This window comes from Brevundimonas sp. Soil_N_31, from assembly GCF_057655995.1.
Genome location: NZ_JBDGLE010000001.1, coordinates 382,751 through 403,810, shown reverse-complemented (window position 1 = coordinate 403,810; position 21,060 = coordinate 382,751). Strand labels below are relative to the sequence as shown.

The window sequence follows — 21,060 nt, the reverse complement described above, 5'->3', positions numbered from 1 at the left end:
CCGACCCTCAAACTCCCAAACAAGAAGTCACTCCCATGACCGAACGTACGTTCTCGATCATCAAGCCGGACGCCACCCGCCGTAACCTGACGGGCGCCATCAACGCCGTGATCGAAGGCGCTGGCCTGCGTATCGTGGCTCAACGCCGCGTCAAGCTGACCGAAGCCCAAGCCAAGAAATTCTACGAAGTGCACGCCGAGCGTCCCTTCTACGGCGAACTGGTCTCGCAGATGATCGCCGAGCCGGTCGTCGTCCAGGTGCTGGAAGCCGAAGGCGCCGTCGCCAAGTACCGCGAAGTCATGGGCGCCACCAACCCGAACGACGCCGCTGAAGGCACCATCCGCAAGCTGTTCGCCCTGTCGATCGGCGAGAACTCGGTCCACGGTTCGGACTCGCTGGAGAACGCCGGCATCGAGATCGCCCAGTTCTTCACGGACGCCGACATCGTCGGCTAAGGGTTGAGACAGGCCTCTCTGTGAGGTCTGACACAGCGATAAAGCGGCCCGCTCCCGGAACCGGGGGCGGGCCGTTTCGTTTTCATGGTCACGCTGTCTCTCGAAGAAGAACAAGGATGACCGCCATGAAGACGATGCTGAAGCTTGCCCCGATAATCGGCCTGACGGCCTTGCTGGCCGCCTGCGGCACCACGACGGAACAACGCGCCGCCACGGGCGCCCTGGGCGGCGCGGTCGCCGGTCAGGCGATCGGCGGCAACACCGGTGCGACGGTCGCCGGCGGCGTCATCGGCGCCGTCGCAGGCGCCGCCACCACGCCGAAGAAGCCGCACGAGTAAGGCTTTCTCCGCAAGGGGAAACAAAAAGGGCGTCGGCCGCGAAGCCGACGCCCTTTCCATTTGTCCGTCGCCGGACGCGCCGCTTACCAGATGCGGGCGCGCTTTTCGGGGGCGATGTACTCCGCCTGATCCGGGGTGACGCCGAAGGCGGCGTACCATGCGTCGATGTTGCGCGGCGGGGTGGCGGCGCGCGCCATGCCGGGCGAATGCGGGTCGGTGGTCAGCTGCTCTTTCAGAGCCTCTTCACGCGACTTCTCGCGCCACACCTGGGCCCAGCCCAGGAAGACGCGCTGTTCGCCGGTCAGACCGTCGATGACCGGGGCCGGCTGGCCGTTCAGGCTGCGCTTATAGGCGTCCAGCGCCATCAGCAGGCCGCCCAGATCGGCGATGTTTTCGCCCATCGTCAACTCGCCGTTGATGTGGGTGCCGGGGACTGGCTCTTCGGCGGCGTAGATGGCGCCCAGCGTCTTGGCGCGTTCCTCGAAACGGGCGGCGTCCTCGGGCGTCCACCAGTCGCGCAGCACGCCGTTGGCGTCGGTCTTGCGGCCCTGGTCGTCGAAGCCGTGGGTGATCTCGTGGCCGATCACGGCGCCGATGCCGCCGTAGTTGACCGCCGGATCGGCGTTCGGGTCGAAGAAGGGCGCCTGCAGGATGGCGGCCGGGAAGACGATCTCGTTGCGCGGCGGGTTGTAGTAGGCGTTCACCGTCTGGGGCGTCATGCCCCATTCCAGCGGATCGACCGGCTGGCCGATCTTGCTGCGGTTCCAGGCCCAGTCGAAGGCGGAGGCGCGCTCGACGTTGCCGTAGAGGTCGCCCGCCGTCAGCTCCAGCCCGTCATAGCTGCGCCATTTCTCGGGATAGCCGATCTTCACGCCGAACTTGGACATCTTCAGGATGGCCTGCTCGCGGGTGGCGTCGCTCATCCAGTCGAGAGCCTTCAGGCGCTCGGTCATGGCGGCGCTGAGATTGGCGACCAACTGCTCCATCTGCGTCTTGGACGAAGCCGGGAAGTGCAGGCGGACGTATTCCTGGCCCAGAACCTCGCCCAGCTGGCCGTCGACCAGGGCGACGCCGCGGTTCCAGCGCGGACGGTTCTCGGGCTGGCCGCGCAGGGTCTTGCCGCGGAACTCGAAGCGCGAGTCGACGAAGGCGTCGGACAGATAGGGGCTGGCCTGATCGACGGTCTGGAAGGCCTGCCAGGCCTTCAGCGTCTCGATCGGGGTGTCGGCGAACACCTGGGCGATGCCGGGGATGGCGGTGTTTTCCATCAGCACCAGGGTCGGCACGCTTTCGACCTTGGAGGCCTGCAGGAAGGCGGCCCAGTCGAAGCCCGGCGCGAAGGTCGACAGCTGCGCGGCCGGGGTCGGGTTGTAGATCTTGTCGATCTGGCGACGCTCGACCGTGGTCCAGTGCTTCTCGGCCACCCTGGTCTCGAAGGCCAGGATGTCGGCGGCGGCCTGGGCCGGGTTGCTCCAGCCGGCGGCGGTCAGGGCGCGCGTGACATAGACGACATAGGCTTCGCGCTGGGTGGCGAAGTCCGGCTTCAGATAATAGTCGCGGTCCGGCAGGCCCAGGCCGCCCTGGCCCAGATAGGCCGAGTTGACGTTGGGGTCTTGCAAGTCCTCGAACACGGCCACTCCGAACAGGGAGCCGCCGAAGCCTTCGTGGCTGGCGCCCATCAGGCGGGCCATGTCGCTGTGGTTCGACACGGCGCGGATGGCGGCCAGGTCTGCGGCCAGGGGCTGGGCGCCCAGCTGGTTCACGCGGGCCTCGTCCATGAAGCTGGCGTACAGGGCGCCGACCTTGCGGGCGTTGTCGTTGACCGGGTTGGCGGCGCTGGCCTCGATGATGGCGCGAAGCTGGGCCTGCGAGTTCTCATACAGGACGTCGAACGGGCCGAAGCGGGCCTTGTCGGCCGGAATCTCGGTATCGCGCAGATAGACGCCGTTGGCGTAGGCGTTGAAGTCGTCGCCCGGCTTCACCGTCAGGTCGCGGCCGTCCAGGTCGAAGCCCCAGGGCTTGATCTCGGGCGTGGTCGAGGCGGTCGCCGAGGCGTGGGCGTGTTGGGCCAAGGTCGGTTGAGCCGTGAAGGCGAGGGCGAGGGCCATGGCGGCGGCGCCCATCAGGCGAGTTTTCATCATCGGGTCTTTCCCAGTGGTGCAGACGTGCGCGATTGCGCCATCGGGACGGCGCATCCGTGCTTGCGGGCAACCTGCGCGGGCTGCGACCGGCTGTCGCATTAAAAATCGTTAAGGATCAGGCGCGGCGGATGAAATCGGCGAGCGCCTGGGGATAAAGGCCGTGCTCCGCCGCTTTGACCCGTTCGGCCAGGATGTCGGGCGTGTCGCCGGGCTGGATCGGCACGCGCGCCTGGCCCAGGATCGGGCCTTCATCGACGCCCTCGGTGACGATGTGGACGGTGCAGCCCGCCTCAAGGTCTCCGGCCTCGATGGCGCGGGCGTGGGTGTTCAGGCCGGGATAGAGCGGCAATAGCGACGGGTGGATGTTCAGCATCCGATCCGCCCATTTCCCGACCAGCCACGGGGTCAGCAGGCGCATGTATCCGGCCAGGGCCACCACCTGGACGCCGCGCTCGGTCAACAGGGCGTCGATGGCGCGTTCATGCGCCTCGCGGTCCTTGCCGAAGGGCTTGTGCTCGACGGTCAACGCCTCGACGCCCGCCGCCTCGGCCTTGGTCAGGCCGCCCGCGCCCGCGATGTTGGAGACGACGACCACGACTTCATAGGGCGCGTCCGCCGCCTGACCCGCTGCGATCAGGCTGGCCATGTTCGAGCCGGTTCCCGAGATCAGGACGGCGACGCGGGTTTTGGCGACGGACATGGGCGGCTCACGCATTGAAAAAGGCGCGACTGCCATGCGGCCCCGACGGCGACTTAGCAAGAGGGACTGCAAGGCGAAGGGGAGGGCGTGTCGCCGCCGAACCATCGTCGATGAACCGGCGCAAACTCCGTTGCTTCTTCGGAAACGGCGGCGCTAGCGTCGATCCGCCGGAGAGTCCGGCATCCTAAGGGGGGAGTATCTTATATGCGTCGTCTGTTGACCGCCGCCTGCGCTGCGGCCCTGTTGGCCGCGCCGGCCGTTTCCATGGCTCAGGAAGCCGCGTCCAGCGGCGGTTCGGGTCCGATCCGCTCGGCGGCCGAACGTTTGCGCAACGCCAACGCCGAACAGATCGAGAAGAACTGGGCCCGCGCCAGCGCCGATGAGCAGGCGGTGACGACCAGCCACTCGATCGCCGCCCACGGCCGCGCCATGCGCTACAAGGCCACGGCGGGGACGCTGACAGTCCGCAACGACGCGGGCATGCCGACAGCCAGCCTCTTCTATGTGGCCTATACGCTGGATGGCCAGCCGGTCGGTCGTCGCCCGATCACCTATATGTTCAACGGCGGGCCGGGTTCGCCGACGGTGTGGCTGCACATGGGCGCCTTCGGCCCGATGCGGGTCCAGACCGACGCTCCGGTGGTCGAGCGTCCGGGGCCGTTCAACCTGGCGCCCAACGACATGACCCTGCTGGACAAGACCGACCTGGTCTTCATCGACATGGTCGGCGCCGGCTATTCGCGCCCGCTGGGCGAGACGCCGGGTTCGGCCTTCTGGGGCGTGGATCAGGACGCGGACACCTTCGCCCGCGCCATCATGCGCTACACGACCAAGTTCGACCGCTGGTCCAGCCCGAAATACGTGCTGGGCGAAAGCTACGGCACCTTGCGCGCGGGCGCCCTGGTGCATCAGCTGGAAAGCCGCGGCATGTCGCTGAACGGCGTGGTGCTGCTGTCGTCGATCATGAACTACGGCGTGCGCCAGCCGGGCTATCCGCAGAACTTCGTGACCCTGCTGCCGACCTATGCGGCGACGGCCTGGTATCACAACAAGATCCCGAACAAGCCCAGCCTGGAGGAACACGTCCAGCGCGCCCGTGAATTCGCCATCGGCCCGTACTCGGCCGCCCTGTCGAAGGGGCATCTGATCTCGGACGCCGAGCGCGCCCAGATCGCCCAGCAGATGAGCGCCCTGATCGGCATTTCGCCGGAGGTTCTGGATCAGGCCAATCTGCGCCTTGAGCTGAGCCCCTTCCGCAAGGAGCTGCTGCGCGATCGTCGCCAGACGGTCGGCCGTCTGGACACCCGCTACCTGGGCATCGACGCCAATGCGGTCGGCGGCTCGCCCGAAGAAGACCCCTCCAGCAGCGCCATCACCGGCGCCTATTTCAGCATCTTCCGCGACTATGTGGCCACGACGCTGAACTACCGCACCGACATGGACTATCGCCAGTCGGCGCGCGGCCTGCCGGGCTTTGACTGGGACTGGAGCCACCGCCCGCCGGTCGGCGGCCCGCAGACGACGCCGAACACGGCGGTCGACCTGGCCACGACCATCCGCCGCAATCCGCACCTGAAGGTGTTGGCGTTGAACGGCTACTACGACGCCGCCACGCCCTTCTTCAGCACGGAGTACGACCTGGCCCAGATGATGCTGGAGCCGCACCTGCGCGGGAACCTGGAGTTCACCTACTATGAAGGCGGCCACATGATGTACACGGCCCGCCCGGCGCTGGAGCAGCTCTACACCGACATGGCCAAGTTCTACGACGAGACGCAGAACGGCGGCCTGCGCTAAGGACGCCTCTCTCCGCTCATCCCGGCGGACGCCGGGATCCAGTCCTTTGGCCTTAGGCTCGGCGCTTGAGGTTCTCACTGGGCCCCGGCGTCCGCCGGGGTGAGCGGTAGAGAAATGCGGGCGCAGAAAAAAAAAGGCCCCAGTCGCTGACCGGGGCCTTTGTCTTATCCGAAGCGGCGCCGCCTTACGCCGCCTGCAGTTGTCCGCAGACAAACGCCGTCTCGCCCGCGTTCAGCAGGGCGGCCAGCACCGGCTCGACGTTCTCCGGCGCGACGATCAGGATGAAGCCCACGCCGCAGTTGAAGGTGCGGCGCATCTCGTGGTCCGAAATGCCGCCCGTCTCGCCCAGCCACTGGAAGACCGCGGGCATCGGCCAGGAGTCCCAGTCGAAGCTGGCCTCAAGGCCTTCGGCGATGCAGCGCGGCGGGTTTTCGATCAGGCCGCCGCCCGTGATGTGGGCCGCGCCCTTGATCAGGTCCGCCTTCATCAGCGGCAAGACCGGCTTCACATAGATGCGGGTCGGCTCCATCAGGGCCTGGGCCAGGGTGCAGTCCTTGGCGAAGGGGGCGTCGTCGCCCCAGGCCAGGCCGGACTTCTCGACCACCTTGCGGATCAGGGAATAGCCGTTCGAGTGCGGACCCGAGGAGGCCAGGCCGATGATGACGTCGCCCGGCTTCTGCTGGTCCAGATAGGGCAGCACCTTGCCGCGCTCGACGGCGCCGACGGAGAAGCCGGCCAGGTCATAGTCGCCGCCCGAATACATGCCCGGCATTTCGGCCGTCTCGCCGCCGACCAGGGCGCTGCCCGACTGGCGGCAGCCCTCGGCGATGCCGGCCACGACGCGGCGCGCGGCGTCCACGTCCAGCTTGCCCGTGGCGTAGTAGTCCAGGAACATCAGCGGCTCGGCGCCCTGGGCCAGCAGGTCGTTGACGCACATGGCGACCAGATCGACGCCCACGCCGTCATGGCGGCCGGTCTCGATGGCGATCTTCAGCTTGGTGCCGACGCCGTCCGTGGTGGTGACGATCAGCGGGTCTTCAAAACCGGCGGCCTTCAGGTCGAACAGGGCGCCGAAACCGCCCAGCGAGGCCTCTGCGCCGGGGCGGCGCGTGGACTTGGCCAGGGGCTTGATCGCGTCGACCAGCTGCTCTCCGGCGTCGATGTCCACGCCTGCGTCGGCGTAGGTCAGACCGTTTTTCAGGGCCTCAGGGGTGTCGCTCATCGGTCACGGCTCGAAATCGGGGGCGAAAATATGTCGCGGCGCTCTTGCCACGACGGCGTCGCGCGGGGCTATAGCATCGGAATGACGCCAATCACCACCAATGACGCGCTGATCGCCTTCTGCGATCGTTTGGCCAAGGCCCCGTACATCACCGTTGATACGGAATTTATGCGGGAAACGACTTACTGGCCCAAGCTCTGCCTGATTCAGGCTGCGGCTTCGCCTACGGACGCCGCCATCATCGATCCGATGGCGGAGGGGCTGGATATGACGCCCTTCCTCGACATCCTGCGGGACGAATCGATTCTGAAGGTCTTCCACGCCGCCCGACAGGATGTGGAGATCTTCAACAAGCTGGGCGCCATGCCGCGCCCGCTGTTCGACACCCAGGTCGCCGCCATGGCCGCCGGCTTCGGCGATCAGGTCAGCTATGAGGCCCTGGTCCGCCAGATGTTGCGTCAGGAACTGGACAAGGGCAGCCGCTTCACCGACTGGGCGCGTCGCCCGCTGTCGGATGCGCAGCTGACCTATGCCCTGGGCGACGTAACGCATTTGTCGGCCCTCTATCCCAAGCTGCGCGATCGGCTGCAGAAGGAAGGCCGTCTCGACTGGGTCATGTCCGAAATGAGCGCGGTTACGGATCCGGCGCTCTACGACACCTCGCCCGAGAATGCCTGGAAGCGGCTGAAGCCGAAGAAGTTCAACGCCAAATATCTGGCCGCCTTCGTCGCTGTCGCCGTCTGGCGCGAGCGCGCGGCCCAGGAGCGCGACCAGCCGCGCGGCCGCATCCTGAAGGACGAGGCCATCGATGAGATCGCCGTCCAGGCGCCGACCGACCCGGACGCCTTCAACCGCCTGCGCTCGGTGCCCAAGGGCTTCGGCGGGTCGCGTCTGGGGCTGGAGCTGGCGGCGGAGCTGAAGCGCGTCCTAGCCGACCCGGAAGCCCATGCGCCCAAGCTGGAGCGTCCGGCCAACAACCAGCCCGCGCCGCCTTCGGTGGTGGAGCTGCTGAAGGTGCTGCTGAAGGCCAAGAGCGACAACGCGGGCGTGGCGGCCAAGCTGATCGCCACCGTCTCTGATCTGGAGAAGATCGCGCTGAACGACAACGCCGACGTCGAGGCCATGAAGGGCTGGCGCCGCCAGCTGTTCGGCGAGGACGCGCTGAAGCTCAAGAAGGGCGAGATCGCCTTGGTGCTGAACGGCGCCCGCGTCGAAGTGGTCGAGATCGAGGGCTGAGGGACGTCACGCCGGCGGCGACGCCGGCTCCCACAACTCGATGGGGTTGCCCTCGGGGTCGTGGATACGCACGAAGCGGCCGATCTCTGGCACGTTCCAGTCCGGGTCGGCGCGCACCTCAATGCCCGCCGTCTGGAAAGCCGCAACCATGTCGTCCAGATCGGTGACGCGCAGGTTCAGCATCCAGCGATGGTCGGAGGCGAAATAGTCGCTGTCCTCCTTGAACGGCGAGAAGACCGTCGGCCCCGCTTCCTGGTTCCAGATGTAAACGCCCTCCGGCGCCCCGACGCCCAGGTGGTCCAGATACCATTTGGCCAGACCCTCGGGGTCTTTCGAGCGGAAGAAGAAGCCGCCGATTCCGGTCACGGGCATGAGGGTCGCTCCTTAGATTTTCAACGCCAGATCCATCGCTTCGGCCAGGGCCTTGGCCCGGCGTTTCGTCTGTTCGCCCAGCAGCATGTCGGCGTAGCCGTTGGCGGCCGTGACGCGCAGGGCGCCTTTCTCGACCGTGGCCGTGGCGTTGGCGAGAAGCTGCGGCGAACGGCCCGACAGGTCGCAGGCCAGCCGCATGGCCAGCCCCAGGGCGCGGGCGCGCTTCTGGCCCTTTTCCGACAGCAGGCGGTTGACCGTGTCCGGCGCGGGCGTGCGCGCCTCGCCGCCATAGCGGGCGTTCATCGCCACAGCCATGAAGGCGCGCTCGGCGTGGGTCTGGCCCGGAATGGGCGACCACAGCACCTGATCGAACACCAGGTTGGTGCGGTGGTCCGGGTGCAGGCGCGCGCCCAGGTCGGCCAGACGGCACACCGAGGACGTCAGCAGGGCGTCGCGTTCCTCGCCGAACACTTCAGGCAGGGCCGAGGCGACCGACTGAAGCCAGCCGTCCAGGGCGCGGGGCAGGGCGGGGTCCACGCCCTGGCGGCCGCCCCAGGCCGAACATCCGGCCAGCAGGGGATCGACGGCCCGCATGGCGTGCTCCATGCCGTCATACAGCAGCCCCTCGCGCACGCCCCAGGCCGAGAAGATGATCGAACTCAGCCCCAGCCGGTCGATCAGCCCCTCCAGCACCAGGGCGGCGTAGGGCAGGGTCTCGGCGCGGCGCTTGGACAGGCCGGGCAGCTTCTCCAGCGAGGCGCGGGACTGACGCGCGACCAGCCGGGCCATGTCGCGGGCGTCGGCGGCGTTCAGGACATACTGGTGGACGATGCGGATCGGGTGCTCGACCATCGCCATATGCATCTGGGCCAGGCTCCGCCATGCGCCGCCGACGGCGTAGAGCGTCGAGGTCGCATAGTCGTCCTGGATCGGCTCCAGCCGTCTGGCGATGCGGCCGCGCAGGCGATCGGCGTCGAAGCCCTTGGCGTCCAGCAGGGCGAAGGGGCCCAGGGGCAGGGTCACGCCCTTGCCCCGCGGACCGTCGCCGATGCGCGTCAGCTCCAGACTGGCGCCGCCCATGTCGGCGGCCACGCCGCGTGCGCCGGGATCGCCCGCCAGCACGCCCAGCGCCGAATATTTCGCCTCTTCCTCGCCGCTCAGGACGCGGATGCGCAGCCCCGTCTCGGCGGCCACGCGCTCGCAGAACAGGGGGCCGTCCTCGGCCTCGCGCACGGCGGCGGTGGCGGCGACCAGCACCTGATCCGGCTGGACGCCTTCGATCACGGCGGCGAAGCGGCGCAGCGCCGTCATGGCCATGACCACGCCCGGCTCGGACAGGCGTCGGGTGGCGGCCAGGTCACGCCCCAGACCAGCCAGCACCTTTTCGTTGAACATGGTCCAGACCGCCCGGCCTTCCAGCCGGTACAGCACCAGGCGCACCGAGTTGGAGCCGATGTCGATGACGGCGATCTGTTTCGACTCGTGTTCGTTCTCGGGGCTCATCAGCGGCGCTTCCGCGGCTTGAGGCCTGGATAGGACAGGGCGCCGGGCAGGGTCTTCACCTTGCGGCCGCGCCCGGACAGGCTGGGGTTGGTCATGAAGTATTTGTGCGCCGAGAAGGGCCGCTCCGACCCGCTGGGGATCACCCGCCGATACGAGCCGTCCGAGGCCAGAACCCAGCTCTGGGCGTCGTCCTTCAGATTGGCGACCATGATCTGATCCAGCACCTGATCGTGGACGGTGGCGTTCAGGATCGGCGTCATCACCTCGACCCGGCGGTCCAGGTTGCGCGGCATCCAGTCGGCCGAGGAGATGTAGACCCGCGCCCGGTTGCTGGGCAGGTCGTGGCCGTTGGCGAAGGCGACGATACGGCTGTGCTCCAGGAAGCGGCCGACGATCGACTTGACCCGGATGTTCTCCGACAGGCCGGTCACGCCGGGGCGCAGGCAGCAGATGCCTCGGATGACCAGTTCGATGCGCACGCCCTGCTGGCTGGCGCGATACAGGGCGTCGATGATCTCCGGGTCTACCAGGGCGTTCATCTTGGCCCAGATGGCGGCGGGCTTGCCCTTGGCGGCGGCGGCCATCTCCTTGCCGATCATCTCGATCAGGCTGGTCTTCATGTTCAGCGGCGAGACGACCAGGGCTTCCAGCTCGTCCGGCTCGGCGTAGCCGGTGATGTAGTTGAACACCCGCGTCGCGTCGCGGCCCAGCGCCTGGTCGCAGGTGAACAGACTCAGGTCCGTGTAGATCTTGGCCGTGACCGGGTGATAGTTGCCGGTGCCAAAGTGGCAGTAGGTGCGAAGGCTGTCGCCCTCGCGCCGCACGACGACGCTCATCTTGGCGTGGGTCTTGTACTCGACGAAGCCGAAGACGACGTGGACGCCCGCCCGCTCCATCTGACGCGCCCAGCGCAGGTTGGCCTCTTCGTCGAAGCGGGCCTTCAGCTCGACCAGGGCGGTGACGTTCTTGCCGTTCTCGGCCGCCTCGATCAGGGCGGCGACGATGGGGCTGTCCTTGGAGGTGCGATAGAGCGTCTGCTTGATGGCGATGACGTGCGGGTCGCGCGCCGCCTGACGCAGGAACTGGACCACCACGTCGAAGCTCTCGAACGGGTGGTGGATCAGCATGTCCTTTTCGCGCACCGCCGCGAAGATGTCGCCGCCATTGTCGCGCACCCGCTCGGGGTAGCGGGGCTCATAGCCCTTGAACTTCAGGTCGGGGTGGCCGCCGGGGATCAGTTCGGACAACTGCGCCAGACCCAGCATGCCGTCGACCAGAACCACGTCCTGCGGCTGGGCGTGAAGCTGGGCGATGATGAAGTCGCGCAGGTCGTCCGGCATGTCCGCCTGGATCTTGATGCGGACGACCGAGCCCATGCGGCGCTGCTTCAGCGCTTCCTCGAACTCCATGACCAGGTCTTCGGCCTCTTCCTCGATCTCGATGTCGGAATCGCGGATCAGGCGGAACAGACCCTTTTCCAGGATCTCGCAGCCTGGAAACATGTGGTCGATGAACAGCAGCAGCAGGTTTTCCAGCGAGACATAGCGCGTGCGCCCCGGCGTCGAACGCCCGTCTGTCGCCAGCGCCCAGAAGCGCCGCACCTGCGTCGGCACCGGCACCAGAGCATAGAGGACGCGGTTGTCGCTGTTGCGCCGCAGCTTCAGCGCCAGCGAGAAGCCGAGGTTGGGCAGGAAGGGGAAGGGATGCGCCGGGTCGATGGCCATCGGCGTCAGGACGGCGAACAACTGGTTCAGGAACTCCGGCTCCAGCCGCTCGCGCTCGGTCTTGGTGATACGGCTGCGCTCGACGATCTCGATGCCCGCGGCGGCCATCTCCTTGCGCAGGACGCGCCACTGACGCTGCTGTTCGGCCATCAGGCCGCCTGCCGCCGCATTGACCTGCTCCACCTGTTCGGCGGGGGTCAGGCCGTCGGGCGAGACCACGCGGACGCGCTCGCGCACTTGTCCTTTCAGACCGGCGACGCGGGTCATGAAGAACTCGTCCAGGTTGTTGGCCGAGATGGACAGGAAGCGCACCCGCTCCAGCAGGGGGTGGCCCTCGTTCGCCGCCTCTTCCAGCACCCGGCCGTTGAAGGCCAGCCAGGACAGCTCGCGGTTGATGAACCGCTCGGGCGAGGCCATCAGCGCCTCGGACAGCTCCAGCTGCGGGGCGCGCGAGGAAGGGACTTCCTCGCCGGTGGTGTCGACGGCGATAGGCGCGAGATCAGTCATGATTCCGTTGTCGCTCGCGCCTGTGACGGCTGCAACCGCGATTGTGCCGCGGCGGGCGGGACTTTGGAGCGCCATGTATAATTCCGCTCATCCCGGCGGACGCCGGGATCCAGTAAGAGCCACAGGCTCCCGATTTTGAAGCAGCCTCATGATCCGGGCCTGCGCATGCCGCCAAAGCACTGGATCCCGGCGTCCGCCGGGATGAGCGGGTGGTCAGGGTTCCCCGTCCAGCACCTGACGGGCCAGCACGCGCGTCACCGGGCGGTGCAGGGCGTCCAGGCGGTCGACCACGGCCTCGGCGGCGTCGGCCGAGCGGTCGATGCGGCGGACCAGATAGTCGATCAGTTCATCGGCCGGGGTGATGTTCCGGCTGGCGAAGGCGCGGCGCAGCATGGCGGCGAAGACCACGTCGTCGGGCGCCTCTATCCCCACGGTGCGGATGGCGTTCAGGCGCGAGCGCAGGTCGGGCAGGTCCGTGGCCCACGATGCGGGCGGATCGCGCGACACCAGCAGCAGGGCGCCGCCGCCCGACTGGGTCAGGTTGATGAGGTGGAACAGGCTCTCGTCGTCGGCGTCCTGGGCGCGGTCCAGCAGGACGGGGCGGCCCTCAAGCTCCAGCGGGTCGACCAGGGCGGCCTCGGCGCCGTGCAGGGCGATGGCGCCGGTGCGTTCGACCCAGGCAGCGGCCAGATGGCTCTTGCCGCAACCGGCCGGGCCGAAGAGGGCCAGGATGGCGCCCGGCGCTTCCGGCCAGGTGGTCAGGGCGGCCACGCCCGCGGCGTTCGCTTCCGAGATCGCCAGGTCGGAGGCGCGCTGCGGCGTCTCCTGCTGCAGCGGCAGGCGCAGTTGACGGATTTCGGCGGCCGAGGCGTTCATGAGGACAGACCCTAGCCGGGCCGAGCCGTGGGCGTCTCTGTTGATAGGGCGGGATCACGGGGACAACCTGTCCGCCGCTGTGGATGGCGCGTCGTGGGCGATTCAGCCGCCAGCCTTGACTTTCGGGGGCGATGATGGGCCTTTCCCCGCTCCTAATTCACGCTGTTCGACAGCCGTTTTCAGACGAAAATCCGATATGCACGCCTATCGCTCCCATACCTGCGGCGCCCTCCGTTCGACGGATGCGGGCGCGAATGTTCGTCTGTCGGGCTGGATTCACCGCAAGCGCGACCACGGCGGCCTGCTGTTCATCGACCTGCGCGACCACTACGGCCTGACCCAGCTGGTTCTGCACCCCGAGACGCCGGGCTTTGACGTCGTCGAGCGCCTGCGCGCCGAAAGCGTCATCAAGATCGACGGCGAAGTGGTCCTGCGCGAAGGCTCGACCGTCAACGCCAACCTGCCGACCGGCGAGGTCGAGGTGCGCGTTCAGTCGGTGGAAGTGCTGTCGGAAGCCGCCGAACTGCCGCTGCCGGTCTTCGGCGAGCCGGAATACCCCGAAGAGATTCGCCTCAAGAACCGCTTCCTGGACCTGCGTCGCGAGACGCTGCACCGAAACATCGTCCTGCGTTCGCGCGTGATCCAGTCGATCCGCAACCGCATGTGCGCCCAGGGTTTCCTCGAGTACCAGACCCCGATCCTGACGGCCTCGTCGCCGGAAGGCGCGCGCGACTTCCTGGTGCCCAGCCGGATGCACCCCGGCAAGTTCTACGCCCTGCCGCAGGCCCCGCAGCAGTTCAAGCAACTGCTGATGGTGTCGGGCTTCGACCGCTATTTCCAGATCGCGCCCTGCTTCCGCGATGAAGACCTGCGCGCTGACCGCTCGCTGGAATTCTACCAGCTCGACGTGGAAATGAGCTTCGTCACGCAGGAAGACGTCTTCCAGGCGATCGAGCCGCTGATGCACGGCCTGTTCACTGAATTCGGCGAGGGCAAGCCGGTGTCGCCGATCGACGGGACGCATACCTTCACCAACGACTTCGGCCAGACGATGGAGCACAAGGGCTTCGAGCGTCTGACGTTCGAGCAGTCGATGAAGTGGTACGGCTCGGACAAGCCGGACCTGCGCAACCCGATCAAGATGCAGGATGTGTCGGACCACTTCCGCGACGGCGGTTTCGGCCTGTTCGCCAAGATTCTGGGTGCCGACGAGAAGAACGCAATTTGGGCCATTCCGGCACCTACCGGCGGCAACCGGGCGTTCTGTGATCGTATGAACAGCTGGGCGCAGAGTGAAGGTCAGCCCGGCCTAGGTTACATGTTCTGGCGTGGGAAACCCGATGTTCAGCCGCAAGCGGACCTGATGGAAAGACTAGCTGCCTTTGCTGAAACGGATGATGGCCGCGCTATTGTGGCTGAATCTGGTGGGGCGGTTATCTCCAGCGTCAAGTATGTTGCGGAGCTGGATGGAAAGATCATCACGAAGATGCTTGAGCACCTCATTTTGGAGGGCAACGGCGATATCGCGGAGATTCTGCGGAGCAAGTATTTCGAGGACGCTGGTCCAATTGCGAAGAACTTGGGCCCGGAGCGAACTGAGGCGCTAAGAAAGCAATTGGGTCTTGGCATTGGCGATGCGGCCTTCTTCGTCGCCGGTCAGCCGGGCGTCTTCGCCAAGTTCGCCGGTCTGGCCCGCACCCGCGTCGGCACGGAGCTGAAGCTGGTCGACGAGGACCAGTTCAAGTTCTGCTGGATCGTCGACTTCCCGATGTTCGAATGGTCGGAAGAAGAGAAGAAGGTCGACTTCAGCCACAACCCCTTCTCGATGCCTCAGGGCGGCATGGAGGCGCTGGAGACGCAGGATCCGCTGACCATCCGCGCCTACCAGTACGACATCGTCTGCAACGGCTATGAGCTGTGCTCGGGCGCGATCCGGAACCACAAGGCCGAGATCATGCTGAAGGCCTTCGAGATCGCGGGCTACGACGCCTCGGTGGTCGAGGAGCAGTTCGGCGGCATGCTGAACGCCTTCCGCTTCGGCGCGCCGCCGCACGGCGGCCTGGCGCCGGGCATCGACCGCATCGTCATGCTGCTGGCCGGCGAGCAGGCCATCCGCGAGGTCATCGCCTTCCCGCTGAACCAGCAGGGCCAGGATCTGCTGATGAGCGCCCCGGCCGAGGTCGAGGAGCGTCAGCTGAAGGAGCTGTCGATCCGCACCCAGCTGCCGATCAAGATCTGATCGCGGCGACAGCGCTGAATTGGAAAAGGGAGGGGGCGACCCCTCCCTTTTTTGTGTCCGGTCCTCAGTTGCCCGAGGTGATGACCAGGTTGCGCTGGCGCGGAGGAATAGGCGGAACAGGCGGCGCGGGCGGCGTGCGGATGACGCGGACGCCGCCGCGGCAGTTTCGGGCCGTCAGGCCGCCCGGAAGGCGGGTCGAGGCGTCGCCGCAGGCCTCTTCGACCTGATCGGCCGTCAAGCCGCGCGCGCGGGAGAGATCCAGGCCGCGAATGTCGGTGCGGCGCAGGGAGGCGTCGCGGAAATCGGTGCGATTGAAGCTGCCGCCGGACAGGCGTGCGCTGTCCAGGTCGGCGTCGCGGAAGGTGGCGTTGTCGAAGTTTCCGCCCGACAGGTTGGACGCCTTGATGTCGGCGCCGGTGAAGTCTGCGCCGCTGGCGTTCACATTGGCCAGGGTGGCGCCGAAGATCTCCGCATCGTTCAGGCGGGCGCGGACCAGGACGGCGCTGTTCATGTTGACGCCCTGAAGCTCGGCGCCGGTCAGATTGGCGCCGGTCAGATTGGCCCGGATCAGGACGGCGCCGGTCGCTTCTGCGCCCATCAGTTGGGCGCCGGTCATATTGGCGGTGGTGAAGGTCGAGCCGACCATTTCGATGCCGCGCATGTCGGCCCGGCTGAAGTCGGCGCCGACGAAGTTCGAACCGACCAGTTCGGCGCCGCGCAGATTGGCTCCGACCAGGGTGGCGTTGGCGAAGTTGGCGCCGGTCAGGGTGGCGCCGGACAGGTCGCGGCCCGACAGTTCGCAACGGACGCAGCTGCCGCCCAAGGACACCATGCGGGCGACGTCGCGATCCTGGGACGAGGTCATGTCCACAGCGCCGGCCAAGGCGGGGGCGGTCGTCGTCAATCCCACAAGGGCTGAGGCGGCGAGGGCCAGACGGCGCAGGGGTGAAATCGAGCGTTTCATCACCCCTCTTGAATGCGCCTTAGTCCGTAAAAACCCTACTTAAATCGCGGTAACGAAGGCGACGCTCAACAGGCGGGAATGCGTAGTCCCGAAGGCAGAACCGTGTTCTGGTCGCCGCAGGCCTGATTGAGCTGCGATTGGGTCAGGCCGCGCGCGCGCGACATCTCGGCGCCCGATAGATTGGTCCCGTTCAGCTTGGCCCCGGCGAAGGCGGCGCCTTCCAGATAGGTTCCGACGAAGCTGGCGTTGGTCAGGTCCGCCCCGGTGAAGTTCGAGCTGGACAGGACGGCGCCGTAGGCCTCGACGTCGCGCAGGTCGGCGCGGCTGAAGTTGGTGCGGTTCATCACCGACAGGCTGATGTCCGCCTGACGGACGCGGGCGCCCGCCAGGTTCAGACCCGTGCGCTCCAGGCCCGAGAAGTCGCCCTGGAACAGGTTGCAGCCGGGGCAGGAGGCGCCGCGGCGCACCTGGCTGATCTGAGAGGCGTTCTGCGCCGAGGCGGGCAGGGCCGTCAGCGTCAGGCCGACGGCGGCGAGAAGGGCGATTGCGGGACGGATCATGCGGATGGCTCCAGGCTTTGCCGCTTCGCAGCAAGAAGCGGGCCGCCGTTTCGGGACAGTGCGTCCCGTTTCAGCCCTGAACTTGTTAACCCTGAACCTTGGGCGCCGCGCCGCAGGCCCCGCATACGGGCGTCCCGTTCCGATCCGTCAGCATCAGGTCGCCGCACTCGGGACAGGGGCCGGCCTGCGCCTGCGGCGTGGTGCGTGGCGACGGCTCCTTCCGGCCGAAGGGAGCGACGATCAGATTGTCGGGCGCCGCGCCGCGGGCGAAACCCTTGGAGATGAAGCGGGCGGCGGGCACGGGCTGGGGCGCGTCGGTCGGGGCGCCGTCCATACCGTCCAGATTGGCGGCCTCGGGCGTGACCTGCGCCAGTTCGCGCCGATCCAGATAGGAGACGCCCAACTCGCGGAAAACATAGTCGAGGATGGAGGTCGCCGAGCGGATGGAGTCGTTGCCCGTGACCCGTCCCGACGGCTCGAACCGGGTGAAGACGAAGGCGTCCACGAACTCGTCCAGCGGCACGCCGTATTGCAGGCCGATGGAGATGGCGATGGCGAAGTTGTTCATCATCGAGCGGAAGGCGGCGCCTTCCTTGTGCATGTCGATGAAGATCTCGCCCAGTTCGCCGTCTTCGTATTCGCCGGTGTGGATATAGACCTTGTGGCCGCCGACCGAGGCCTTCTGGATATAGCCCTTGCGGCGGTCGGGCAGGCGGCGGCGGGTGCGGTCGCGCTCGACCACCTTCTCGATCACGCGCTCGACGGTCTGGTGCGCGGCTTGCGGCGGGGCCTCGGCGCGGCGGGGGGCTTCAACTTCGGGCAGGGTCAGGCGGAAGCTGAGCGGGGCTTCCGCGCGGCGCAGGGCCACGGCGCGGCGATCGTCGCGCGCGCCGTCGGCGATGGCGCGGCTTATCTGCATGGCGTCGGAGCGCCAGTCCAGCAGGCGGGGGCGGGCGTCGGGGGCGTCGCTGAACGGCTCGATCGTCTGGCGCAGGGCCGCCTCCAGATCGGCGCCCGGCGTCGCCAACAGGGCTGTCAGCGACGGCGGCGCCTGATCCCAGTCCGACAGGTCCGGTCGGCCGAAGACATAGGCGGTCGCGGCTTCGATCTCTTCGGCCGTAAAGCCCAGGCGAGGCAGCAGGGCGCCTTCGTCCGGCGTCAGCCCCAACACGTCGCCGATGAAGCCCGCGTCCAGCACCGGCGGAGCGAAGGCGGGGCCGAAGTCCTCGACCAGAGCCAGGGCGCGCTCGATGGCCTCGAGCTCCAGATCGGTGAAGCCCAGTTCGCGCAGGCGTCCGTGGCTTACGCCGGGCGCCTCGGCCAGGGTGCGGCGGCCGAACAGATGGCGCTCCGCCGCCTCGATCTCGCCGCCCGCCGCAAGGATGGCGGCGGCCAGGGCGGGTCTCAGGCGCCGAGCGATTTCGTCGTCGGCGGTCTGGAACACATCCGTCGCGCCGAACGGCGACAGGCCCAGCCGCAGGTCCAGCTCGGCCTCGTCGACGAACAGGCTGATCACGGCGTTGCGTCGCCCGTTCGGCTCCAACGCGGCGGCGTCGCGTCCTTGCGCGTGAAGCGCGGCGATGACGTCGTCCTTGGCGGTCGCCCATTCGGGGCAGGGCGCCAGTCGGGCCGCCAGCTCGCAGGAGGCTTGGGACGCCATGTCAGCGACGCGCCGTCCTAGCGCGGACGCCTGCGCGACAGGGTCGGCCCCGTCCTGGCTGACCGCCCAATCCGCCAGACCGCAGAGGCCCAGGGCGATGGGCCGCGCGGCCTGCGCCTCGGCCCGGCTCATCCGGTCCAGTTCGATATCCAGCGCCGTGGTCCACAGGGCGACCAGGGCATCCAGGGATGCGTCGAAGTCCGCCCCCGCCAGCGCCGCCAGCGCAGGCAGGTTCAGGATCGCGCGCCCGCCCGTCTGGGCGGCGGTCATGGCCTCGGCGTCGGCGGGCGAGAAGACGACCACGACCGGGCCTTCCTGCACGGCCTCGGCCACGGAGGTGGTCTGGGGATCGCCTGAGGCGGTCGTGTCGCGCGCCGCCAGCACGGGCAGGGCGGCGGGCTGTTCGGAGGCTTCGATCGTGAGATCGGCGGGCTCGCCCTGAATGGCGCGCAGAATGTCGGCGTCGCCGGCGCCGCAGCGGCGCGCCGCCACGGCCGCGCGGGCCAGGGCCGGGTTGGCGGCGGGATCGGCGCAGGCCTCGCGCGGGCCTTCGCAACGGGAGACGGCGTCGGCGACCTCGCCCAGCGCCTTGGCCAGGGCCTCGGTCGCGCGCGAGGACAGGCGACGCCCGCGCCAGGCGGCGGCCTGGGCCGACAGGGCCTGCGTCGCATCCGGCTCGGACAGGTCGATCAGCGGCCGGAAACCGTTCGTCGTCGGCAGGGCGGGCGCGGCGAGGCCCAGCAGCACGGACGCTGCGAGTTCAGCGGCGAATCGCTCGGCCTCGGCGGCGGTGGCCAGGGCGCCGCTTTCACGCCCATCAGATGCGAGTCGCGCGGCCCAGCCGTGGATGGCGTCGTCGAGGGCATGGGAGGACGACGGCGCCTGGCTTTCAGCCCAGTCCAGCCAGGCTTCGACGCGGACGTCTGTCCACCCGGCGGGCGCTGTGACCGGCGTCAGGGCGCGGCCGCGCTCGATCTCGCGGGGCTCGAAAGCGAGCGTCGCGGCGAGAGGAGCAAAGCGAGCCTTGAAGCGCATTCCACGTCTCCACGCATGTCGTCTAAGCCAGCTTACCGACAGACCTGACGGGCGTTCAACGTATGTTGTGGTTTGCGCGGGGGTTGCCCACAAGATGTTGAGGCGTTTCCCTTGCGCTCCATGCTGGACGTAGGGCGTCGCGGTTTCTATGATCGGCCTGCGCCGCCGGACCTTCCCTGGGCGGTGGATTCGAGTGAGTTCGACGACGTGCTGAGCAAGATCTTCACCTGGTGGAACGGCGCCACGATCGGCACCCTGTTCACCGTCGGCAAACGCGGCCAACTGGTCGGCACGGACGAGTTCGGTAACCGCTATTACGAATCCCGCGACGCCGTCAGCTATGACGGCCGCAAGCGCCGCTGGGTCATCTATGACGGCTACGCCGAGGCGACCAAGGTGCCGCCGGAATGGCAGGGCTGGCTGCGCTACACCTATGACGAGACCCCGGCCGAGCGCCCGCTGCCGCGCCAGGCGTGGGAAAAGGATCACCTGCCGAACCTGACAGGCACGCCGATGGCGCGCCGTCCGCAAGGCTCGCTGGCGGCCCTGGGCCAACGCCCGGCCGCCACCGGCGACTATCAGGCCTGGAGCCCGGAATGACCCTTCGCCATGTCCTGCTGGCCGGGGTGGTCGTCGCGGGACTGGCGATCTCGGGCGTCGGCGTGGCCAGCGCCCTGATGGACCTGCCGCAGGACGCGACGCCGGCCCCGGCCGATCCGATCGGCGACCTGCTGCGCGACACCGGCCGCACGCCGCTGCAACCGACGCAGCCGCAGACTCCGCCCGCCAACGGCGGCCAGACTCCGGCGACGAACCCGACCACGCCTCCCGCCCCCGTACAACCGGGCGTCCCGACCGTCGCGGTCCAGGGACAGGAAGTCGCCGTTCAGGAAGAAGTGCCGGAAGACCTGACCGCCGAAGAGGAAGAGGCCGCGCCCGCGCCCGCCGCTCCGACCACGCCGCCGGGCGTGCGCCAGCGCCGCCGCGTCGCCGTCATTCAGGCGGTCGACAAGACGACGGCCGAGACCATGCGGTTCGAAGTCGAGGTGGGCGGTCGCCCGGTGCGTTTTGGCAAGACCCTAATCTTCAAGGCCCGCGCGTGCGAGGTCTCCGCTTCGGATGAAATGACCGAGGACGCCATCGCCTATATGGAGGTCGGGGTTCAGCCGCGCGGTCTGGCGGCGCCGACCGAGGCCCGTCAAGTCTTCAAGGGCTGGATGTTCGCCTCGTCGCCCAGCGTCAGCGGGCTGCAACACCCGGTCTACGACGCCTGGGTTGTCGGCTGTAAGGGCTAAGGGGCGCGCGAATGACGCATCGGAAATCCCCCAAGAAGACCGAAACCGTCGAAATTCGGCTTTCGCACGCCGCCAAGACCGCCTTCATGGCGCGATGCCGGGCCCAGGGCATGACGGCCAGCGAGGCGATCCGACGTTTCATTGATGCTGATCGGGCGGATGTTCGCGTTGCGTCGTGGCGCCAGATATGGATCGCAGCGGTCGCCGGGCTGGCGTTGGGTGCGATTGCGGCGCCGTCGCTGGCTCAGAGCCTCTCGCCGTCGCGCGCCGCATTCGATCGCCTGGACCGCGACCGGAACGGCGTCGTCACCTTTGAAGAGTTTCGCGCTCGCTAGAGCGAAATCGGTTCAGATGCGATTGCATCTGAACTCAGATATTCGCTCCAGCATCAATGCTGGAGCCTGATTCACGGCATCAGCGGAATCGCGAAGCGATT

The 21,060-nt window shown here is 67.8% G+C and carries 18 protein-coding genes; 8 read left to right on the top strand and 10 right to left on the bottom strand.

Annotated features, from left to right (window positions below; translation table 11 throughout):
- The first annotated feature begins 35 nt into the window (after nucleotides 1–35).
- Both ndk and AC3A3G_RS01945 read left to right on the top strand, forming a co-directional pair.
- Nucleotides 36–455: a nucleoside-diphosphate kinase gene (ndk, locus tag AC3A3G_RS01950; protein WP_087139197.1), complete on the top strand. Its 420-nt coding sequence runs from the start codon at nucleotides 36–38 to the stop codon at nucleotides 453–455.
- A 125-nt stretch (nucleotides 456–580) separates the two neighbouring features.
- Nucleotides 581–793, top strand: a complete 213-nt coding sequence (locus AC3A3G_RS01945) for a YMGG-like glycine zipper-containing protein (protein WP_487487418.1) — start codon at nucleotides 581–583, stop codon at nucleotides 791–793.
- A gap of 83 nt (nucleotides 794–876) precedes the next feature.
- Here the strand turns inward: AC3A3G_RS01945 and AC3A3G_RS01940 are convergent, their stop codons facing one another.
- Together AC3A3G_RS01940 and purN are read right to left on the bottom strand one after the other, a co-directional pair.
- Nucleotides 877–2,934, bottom strand: coding sequence for a M13 family metallopeptidase (locus AC3A3G_RS01940; RefSeq protein WP_200215870.1), 2,058 nt, complete (start codon nucleotides 2,932–2,934; stop codon nucleotides 877–879).
- A 115-nt stretch (nucleotides 2,935–3,049) separates the two neighbouring features.
- Nucleotides 3,050–3,634, bottom strand: coding sequence for a phosphoribosylglycinamide formyltransferase (gene purN / locus AC3A3G_RS01935; RefSeq protein ID WP_200166844.1), 585 nt, complete (start codon nucleotides 3,632–3,634; stop codon nucleotides 3,050–3,052).
- Between the two features lie 204 nt (nucleotides 3,635–3,838).
- On the opposite strand from purN, the gene AC3A3G_RS01930 reads away from it, so the two are divergent.
- Nucleotides 3,839–5,431, top strand: coding sequence for a S10 family peptidase (locus AC3A3G_RS01930; RefSeq protein WP_200215872.1), 1,593 nt, complete (start codon nucleotides 3,839–3,841; stop codon nucleotides 5,429–5,431).
- Nucleotides 5,432–5,615: 184 nt separating this feature from the next.
- Here AC3A3G_RS01930 and purM read toward each other — a convergent pair whose 3' ends face one another.
- Nucleotides 5,616–6,653 (bottom strand): phosphoribosylformylglycinamidine cyclo-ligase, encoded by a 1,038-nt coding sequence (gene purM / locus AC3A3G_RS01925; RefSeq protein WP_200166848.1) that lies wholly within the window; start codon nucleotides 6,651–6,653, stop codon nucleotides 5,616–5,618.
- Nucleotides 6,654–6,734: 81 nt separating this feature from the next.
- Here purM and rnd point away from each other — a divergent pair, with 81 nt between their 5' ends.
- Nucleotides 6,735–7,889, top strand: a complete 1,155-nt coding sequence (gene rnd, locus AC3A3G_RS01920; protein WP_125899783.1) for a ribonuclease D — start codon at nucleotides 6,735–6,737, stop codon at nucleotides 7,887–7,889.
- Between the two features lie 6 nt (nucleotides 7,890–7,895).
- On the opposite strand, the gene AC3A3G_RS01915 is transcribed toward rnd, so the two are convergent.
- The 4 genes from AC3A3G_RS01915 to AC3A3G_RS01900 form a co-directional block, all read right to left on the bottom strand.
- A complete protein-coding gene (locus tag AC3A3G_RS01915; RefSeq protein WP_487487417.1) occupies nucleotides 7,896–8,261 on the bottom strand; it encodes a VOC family protein in 366 nt (121 codons plus the stop codon).
- A 12-nt stretch (nucleotides 8,262–8,273) separates the two neighbouring features.
- On the bottom strand, nucleotides 8,274–9,764 hold the full coding sequence (locus AC3A3G_RS01910) for a Ppx/GppA phosphatase family protein (protein WP_487487416.1): 1,491 nt from the start codon (nucleotides 9,762–9,764) through the stop codon (nucleotides 8,274–8,276).
- Nucleotides 9,764–11,995 carry an RNA degradosome polyphosphate kinase gene (locus tag AC3A3G_RS01905; RefSeq protein WP_487487415.1) on the bottom strand — a complete coding sequence of 744 codons (2,232 nt, stop codon included), beginning with the start codon at nucleotides 11,993–11,995 and terminating at the stop codon, nucleotides 9,764–9,766. Before AC3A3G_RS01905 ends, AC3A3G_RS01910 begins: the two co-directional genes overlap by 1 nt.
- Before the next feature lie 213 nt (nucleotides 11,996–12,208).
- Nucleotides 12,209–12,871 (bottom strand): P-loop NTPase family protein, encoded by a 663-nt coding sequence (locus tag AC3A3G_RS01900; RefSeq protein WP_087140319.1) that lies wholly within the window; start codon nucleotides 12,869–12,871, stop codon nucleotides 12,209–12,211.
- Between the two features lie 196 nt (nucleotides 12,872–13,067).
- Here AC3A3G_RS01900 and aspS point away from each other — a divergent pair, with 196 nt between their 5' ends.
- On the top strand, nucleotides 13,068–15,110 hold the full coding sequence (aspS, locus tag AC3A3G_RS01895) for an aspartate--tRNA ligase (protein WP_487487414.1): 2,043 nt from the start codon (nucleotides 13,068–13,070) through the stop codon (nucleotides 15,108–15,110).
- Between the two features lie 64 nt (nucleotides 15,111–15,174).
- On the opposite strand, the gene AC3A3G_RS01890 is transcribed toward aspS, so the two are convergent.
- The 3 genes from AC3A3G_RS01890 to AC3A3G_RS01880 all read right to left on the bottom strand — a co-directional run bounded on the left by AC3A3G_RS01890 (nucleotide 15,175) and on the right by AC3A3G_RS01880 (nucleotide 19,329).
- The gene (locus tag AC3A3G_RS01890) at nucleotides 15,175–16,074 is read right to left on the bottom strand and encodes a pentapeptide repeat-containing protein (protein ID WP_368923873.1); all 900 of its coding nucleotides are present in this window, start codon (nucleotides 16,072–16,074) and stop codon (nucleotides 15,175–15,177) included.
- 65 nt (nucleotides 16,075–16,139) lie between these two features.
- Nucleotides 16,140–16,634, bottom strand: a complete 495-nt coding sequence (locus tag AC3A3G_RS01885) for a pentapeptide repeat-containing protein (RefSeq protein ID WP_087140316.1) — start codon at nucleotides 16,632–16,634, stop codon at nucleotides 16,140–16,142.
- 85 nt (nucleotides 16,635–16,719) lie between these two features.
- Complete coding sequence (locus AC3A3G_RS01880; protein WP_487487413.1) at nucleotides 16,720–19,329, bottom strand: TSCPD domain-containing protein; 2,610 nt, start codon at nucleotides 19,327–19,329, stop codon at nucleotides 16,720–16,722.
- Between the two features lie 207 nt (nucleotides 19,330–19,536).
- Here AC3A3G_RS01880 and AC3A3G_RS01875 point away from each other — a divergent pair, with 207 nt between their 5' ends.
- Genes AC3A3G_RS01875 through AC3A3G_RS01865 form a run of 3 tightly spaced genes read left to right on the top strand, consistent with a single transcriptional unit; the run spans nucleotide 19,537 to nucleotide 20,959 of the window.
- The gene (locus AC3A3G_RS01875; protein WP_040346802.1) at nucleotides 19,537–19,929 is read left to right on the top strand and encodes an NADH:ubiquinone oxidoreductase subunit NDUFA12; all 393 of its coding nucleotides are present in this window, start codon (nucleotides 19,537–19,539) and stop codon (nucleotides 19,927–19,929) included.
- Complete coding sequence (locus AC3A3G_RS01870) at nucleotides 19,926–20,624, top strand: DUF2155 domain-containing protein (protein WP_200166863.1); 699 nt, start codon at nucleotides 19,926–19,928, stop codon at nucleotides 20,622–20,624. The genes AC3A3G_RS01875 and AC3A3G_RS01870 overlap by 4 nt, the downstream gene beginning before the upstream one ends.
- Nucleotides 20,625–20,635: 11 nt before the next feature.
- Nucleotides 20,636–20,959, top strand: coding sequence for an EF-hand domain-containing protein (locus tag AC3A3G_RS01865; protein ID WP_368923869.1), 324 nt, complete (start codon nucleotides 20,636–20,638; stop codon nucleotides 20,957–20,959).
- Nucleotides 20,960–21,060 lie beyond the last annotated feature (101 nt).

Bases quoted from the DNA above. Each gene is read 5' to 3' on its own strand.
- AC3A3G_RS01890 (WP_368923873.1), bottom strand. From the start codon at position 16,074: ATGAAACGCTCGATTTCACCCCTGCGCCGTCTGGCCCTCGCCGCCTCA.
- AC3A3G_RS01910 (WP_487487416.1), bottom strand. From the start codon at position 9,764: ATGAGCCCCGAGAACGAACACGAGTCGAAACAGATCGCCGTCATCGAC.
- AC3A3G_RS01905 (WP_487487415.1), bottom strand. From the start codon at position 11,995: ATGACTGATCTCGCGCCTATCGCCGTCGACACCACCGGCGAGGAAGTC.
- rnd (WP_125899783.1), top strand. From the start codon at position 6,735: ATGACGCCAATCACCACCAATGACGCGCTGATCGCCTTCTGCGATCGT.
- AC3A3G_RS01945 (WP_487487418.1), top strand. From the start codon at position 581: ATGAAGACGATGCTGAAGCTTGCCCCGATAATCGGCCTGACGGCCTTG.
- AC3A3G_RS01930 (WP_200215872.1), top strand. From the start codon at position 3,839: ATGCGTCGTCTGTTGACCGCCGCCTGCGCTGCGGCCCTGTTGGCCGCG.
- purM (WP_200166848.1), bottom strand. From the start codon at position 6,653: ATGAGCGACACCCCTGAGGCCCTGAAAAACGGTCTGACCTACGCCGAC.
- AC3A3G_RS01940 (WP_200215870.1), bottom strand. From the start codon at position 2,934: ATGATGAAAACTCGCCTGATGGGCGCCGCCGCCATGGCCCTCGCCCTC.
- purN (WP_200166844.1), bottom strand. From the start codon at position 3,634: ATGTCCGTCGCCAAAACCCGCGTCGCCGTCCTGATCTCGGGAACCGGC.
- AC3A3G_RS01885 (WP_087140316.1), bottom strand. From the start codon at position 16,634: ATGATCCGTCCCGCAATCGCCCTTCTCGCCGCCGTCGGCCTGACGCTG.
- AC3A3G_RS01880 (WP_487487413.1), bottom strand. From the start codon at position 19,329: ATGCGCTTCAAGGCTCGCTTTGCTCCTCTCGCCGCGACGCTCGCTTTC.
- AC3A3G_RS01900 (WP_087140319.1), bottom strand. From the start codon at position 12,871: ATGAACGCCTCGGCCGCCGAAATCCGTCAACTGCGCCTGCCGCTGCAG.
- AC3A3G_RS01865 (WP_368923869.1), top strand. From the start codon at position 20,636: ATGACGCATCGGAAATCCCCCAAGAAGACCGAAACCGTCGAAATTCGG.
- aspS (WP_487487414.1), top strand. From the start codon at position 13,068: ATGCACGCCTATCGCTCCCATACCTGCGGCGCCCTCCGTTCGACGGAT.
- AC3A3G_RS01915 (WP_487487417.1), bottom strand. From the start codon at position 8,261: ATGCCCGTGACCGGAATCGGCGGCTTCTTCTTCCGCTCGAAAGACCCC.
- ndk (WP_087139197.1), top strand. From the start codon at position 36: ATGACCGAACGTACGTTCTCGATCATCAAGCCGGACGCCACCCGCCGT.
- AC3A3G_RS01870 (WP_200166863.1), top strand. From the start codon at position 19,926: ATGACCCTTCGCCATGTCCTGCTGGCCGGGGTGGTCGTCGCGGGACTG.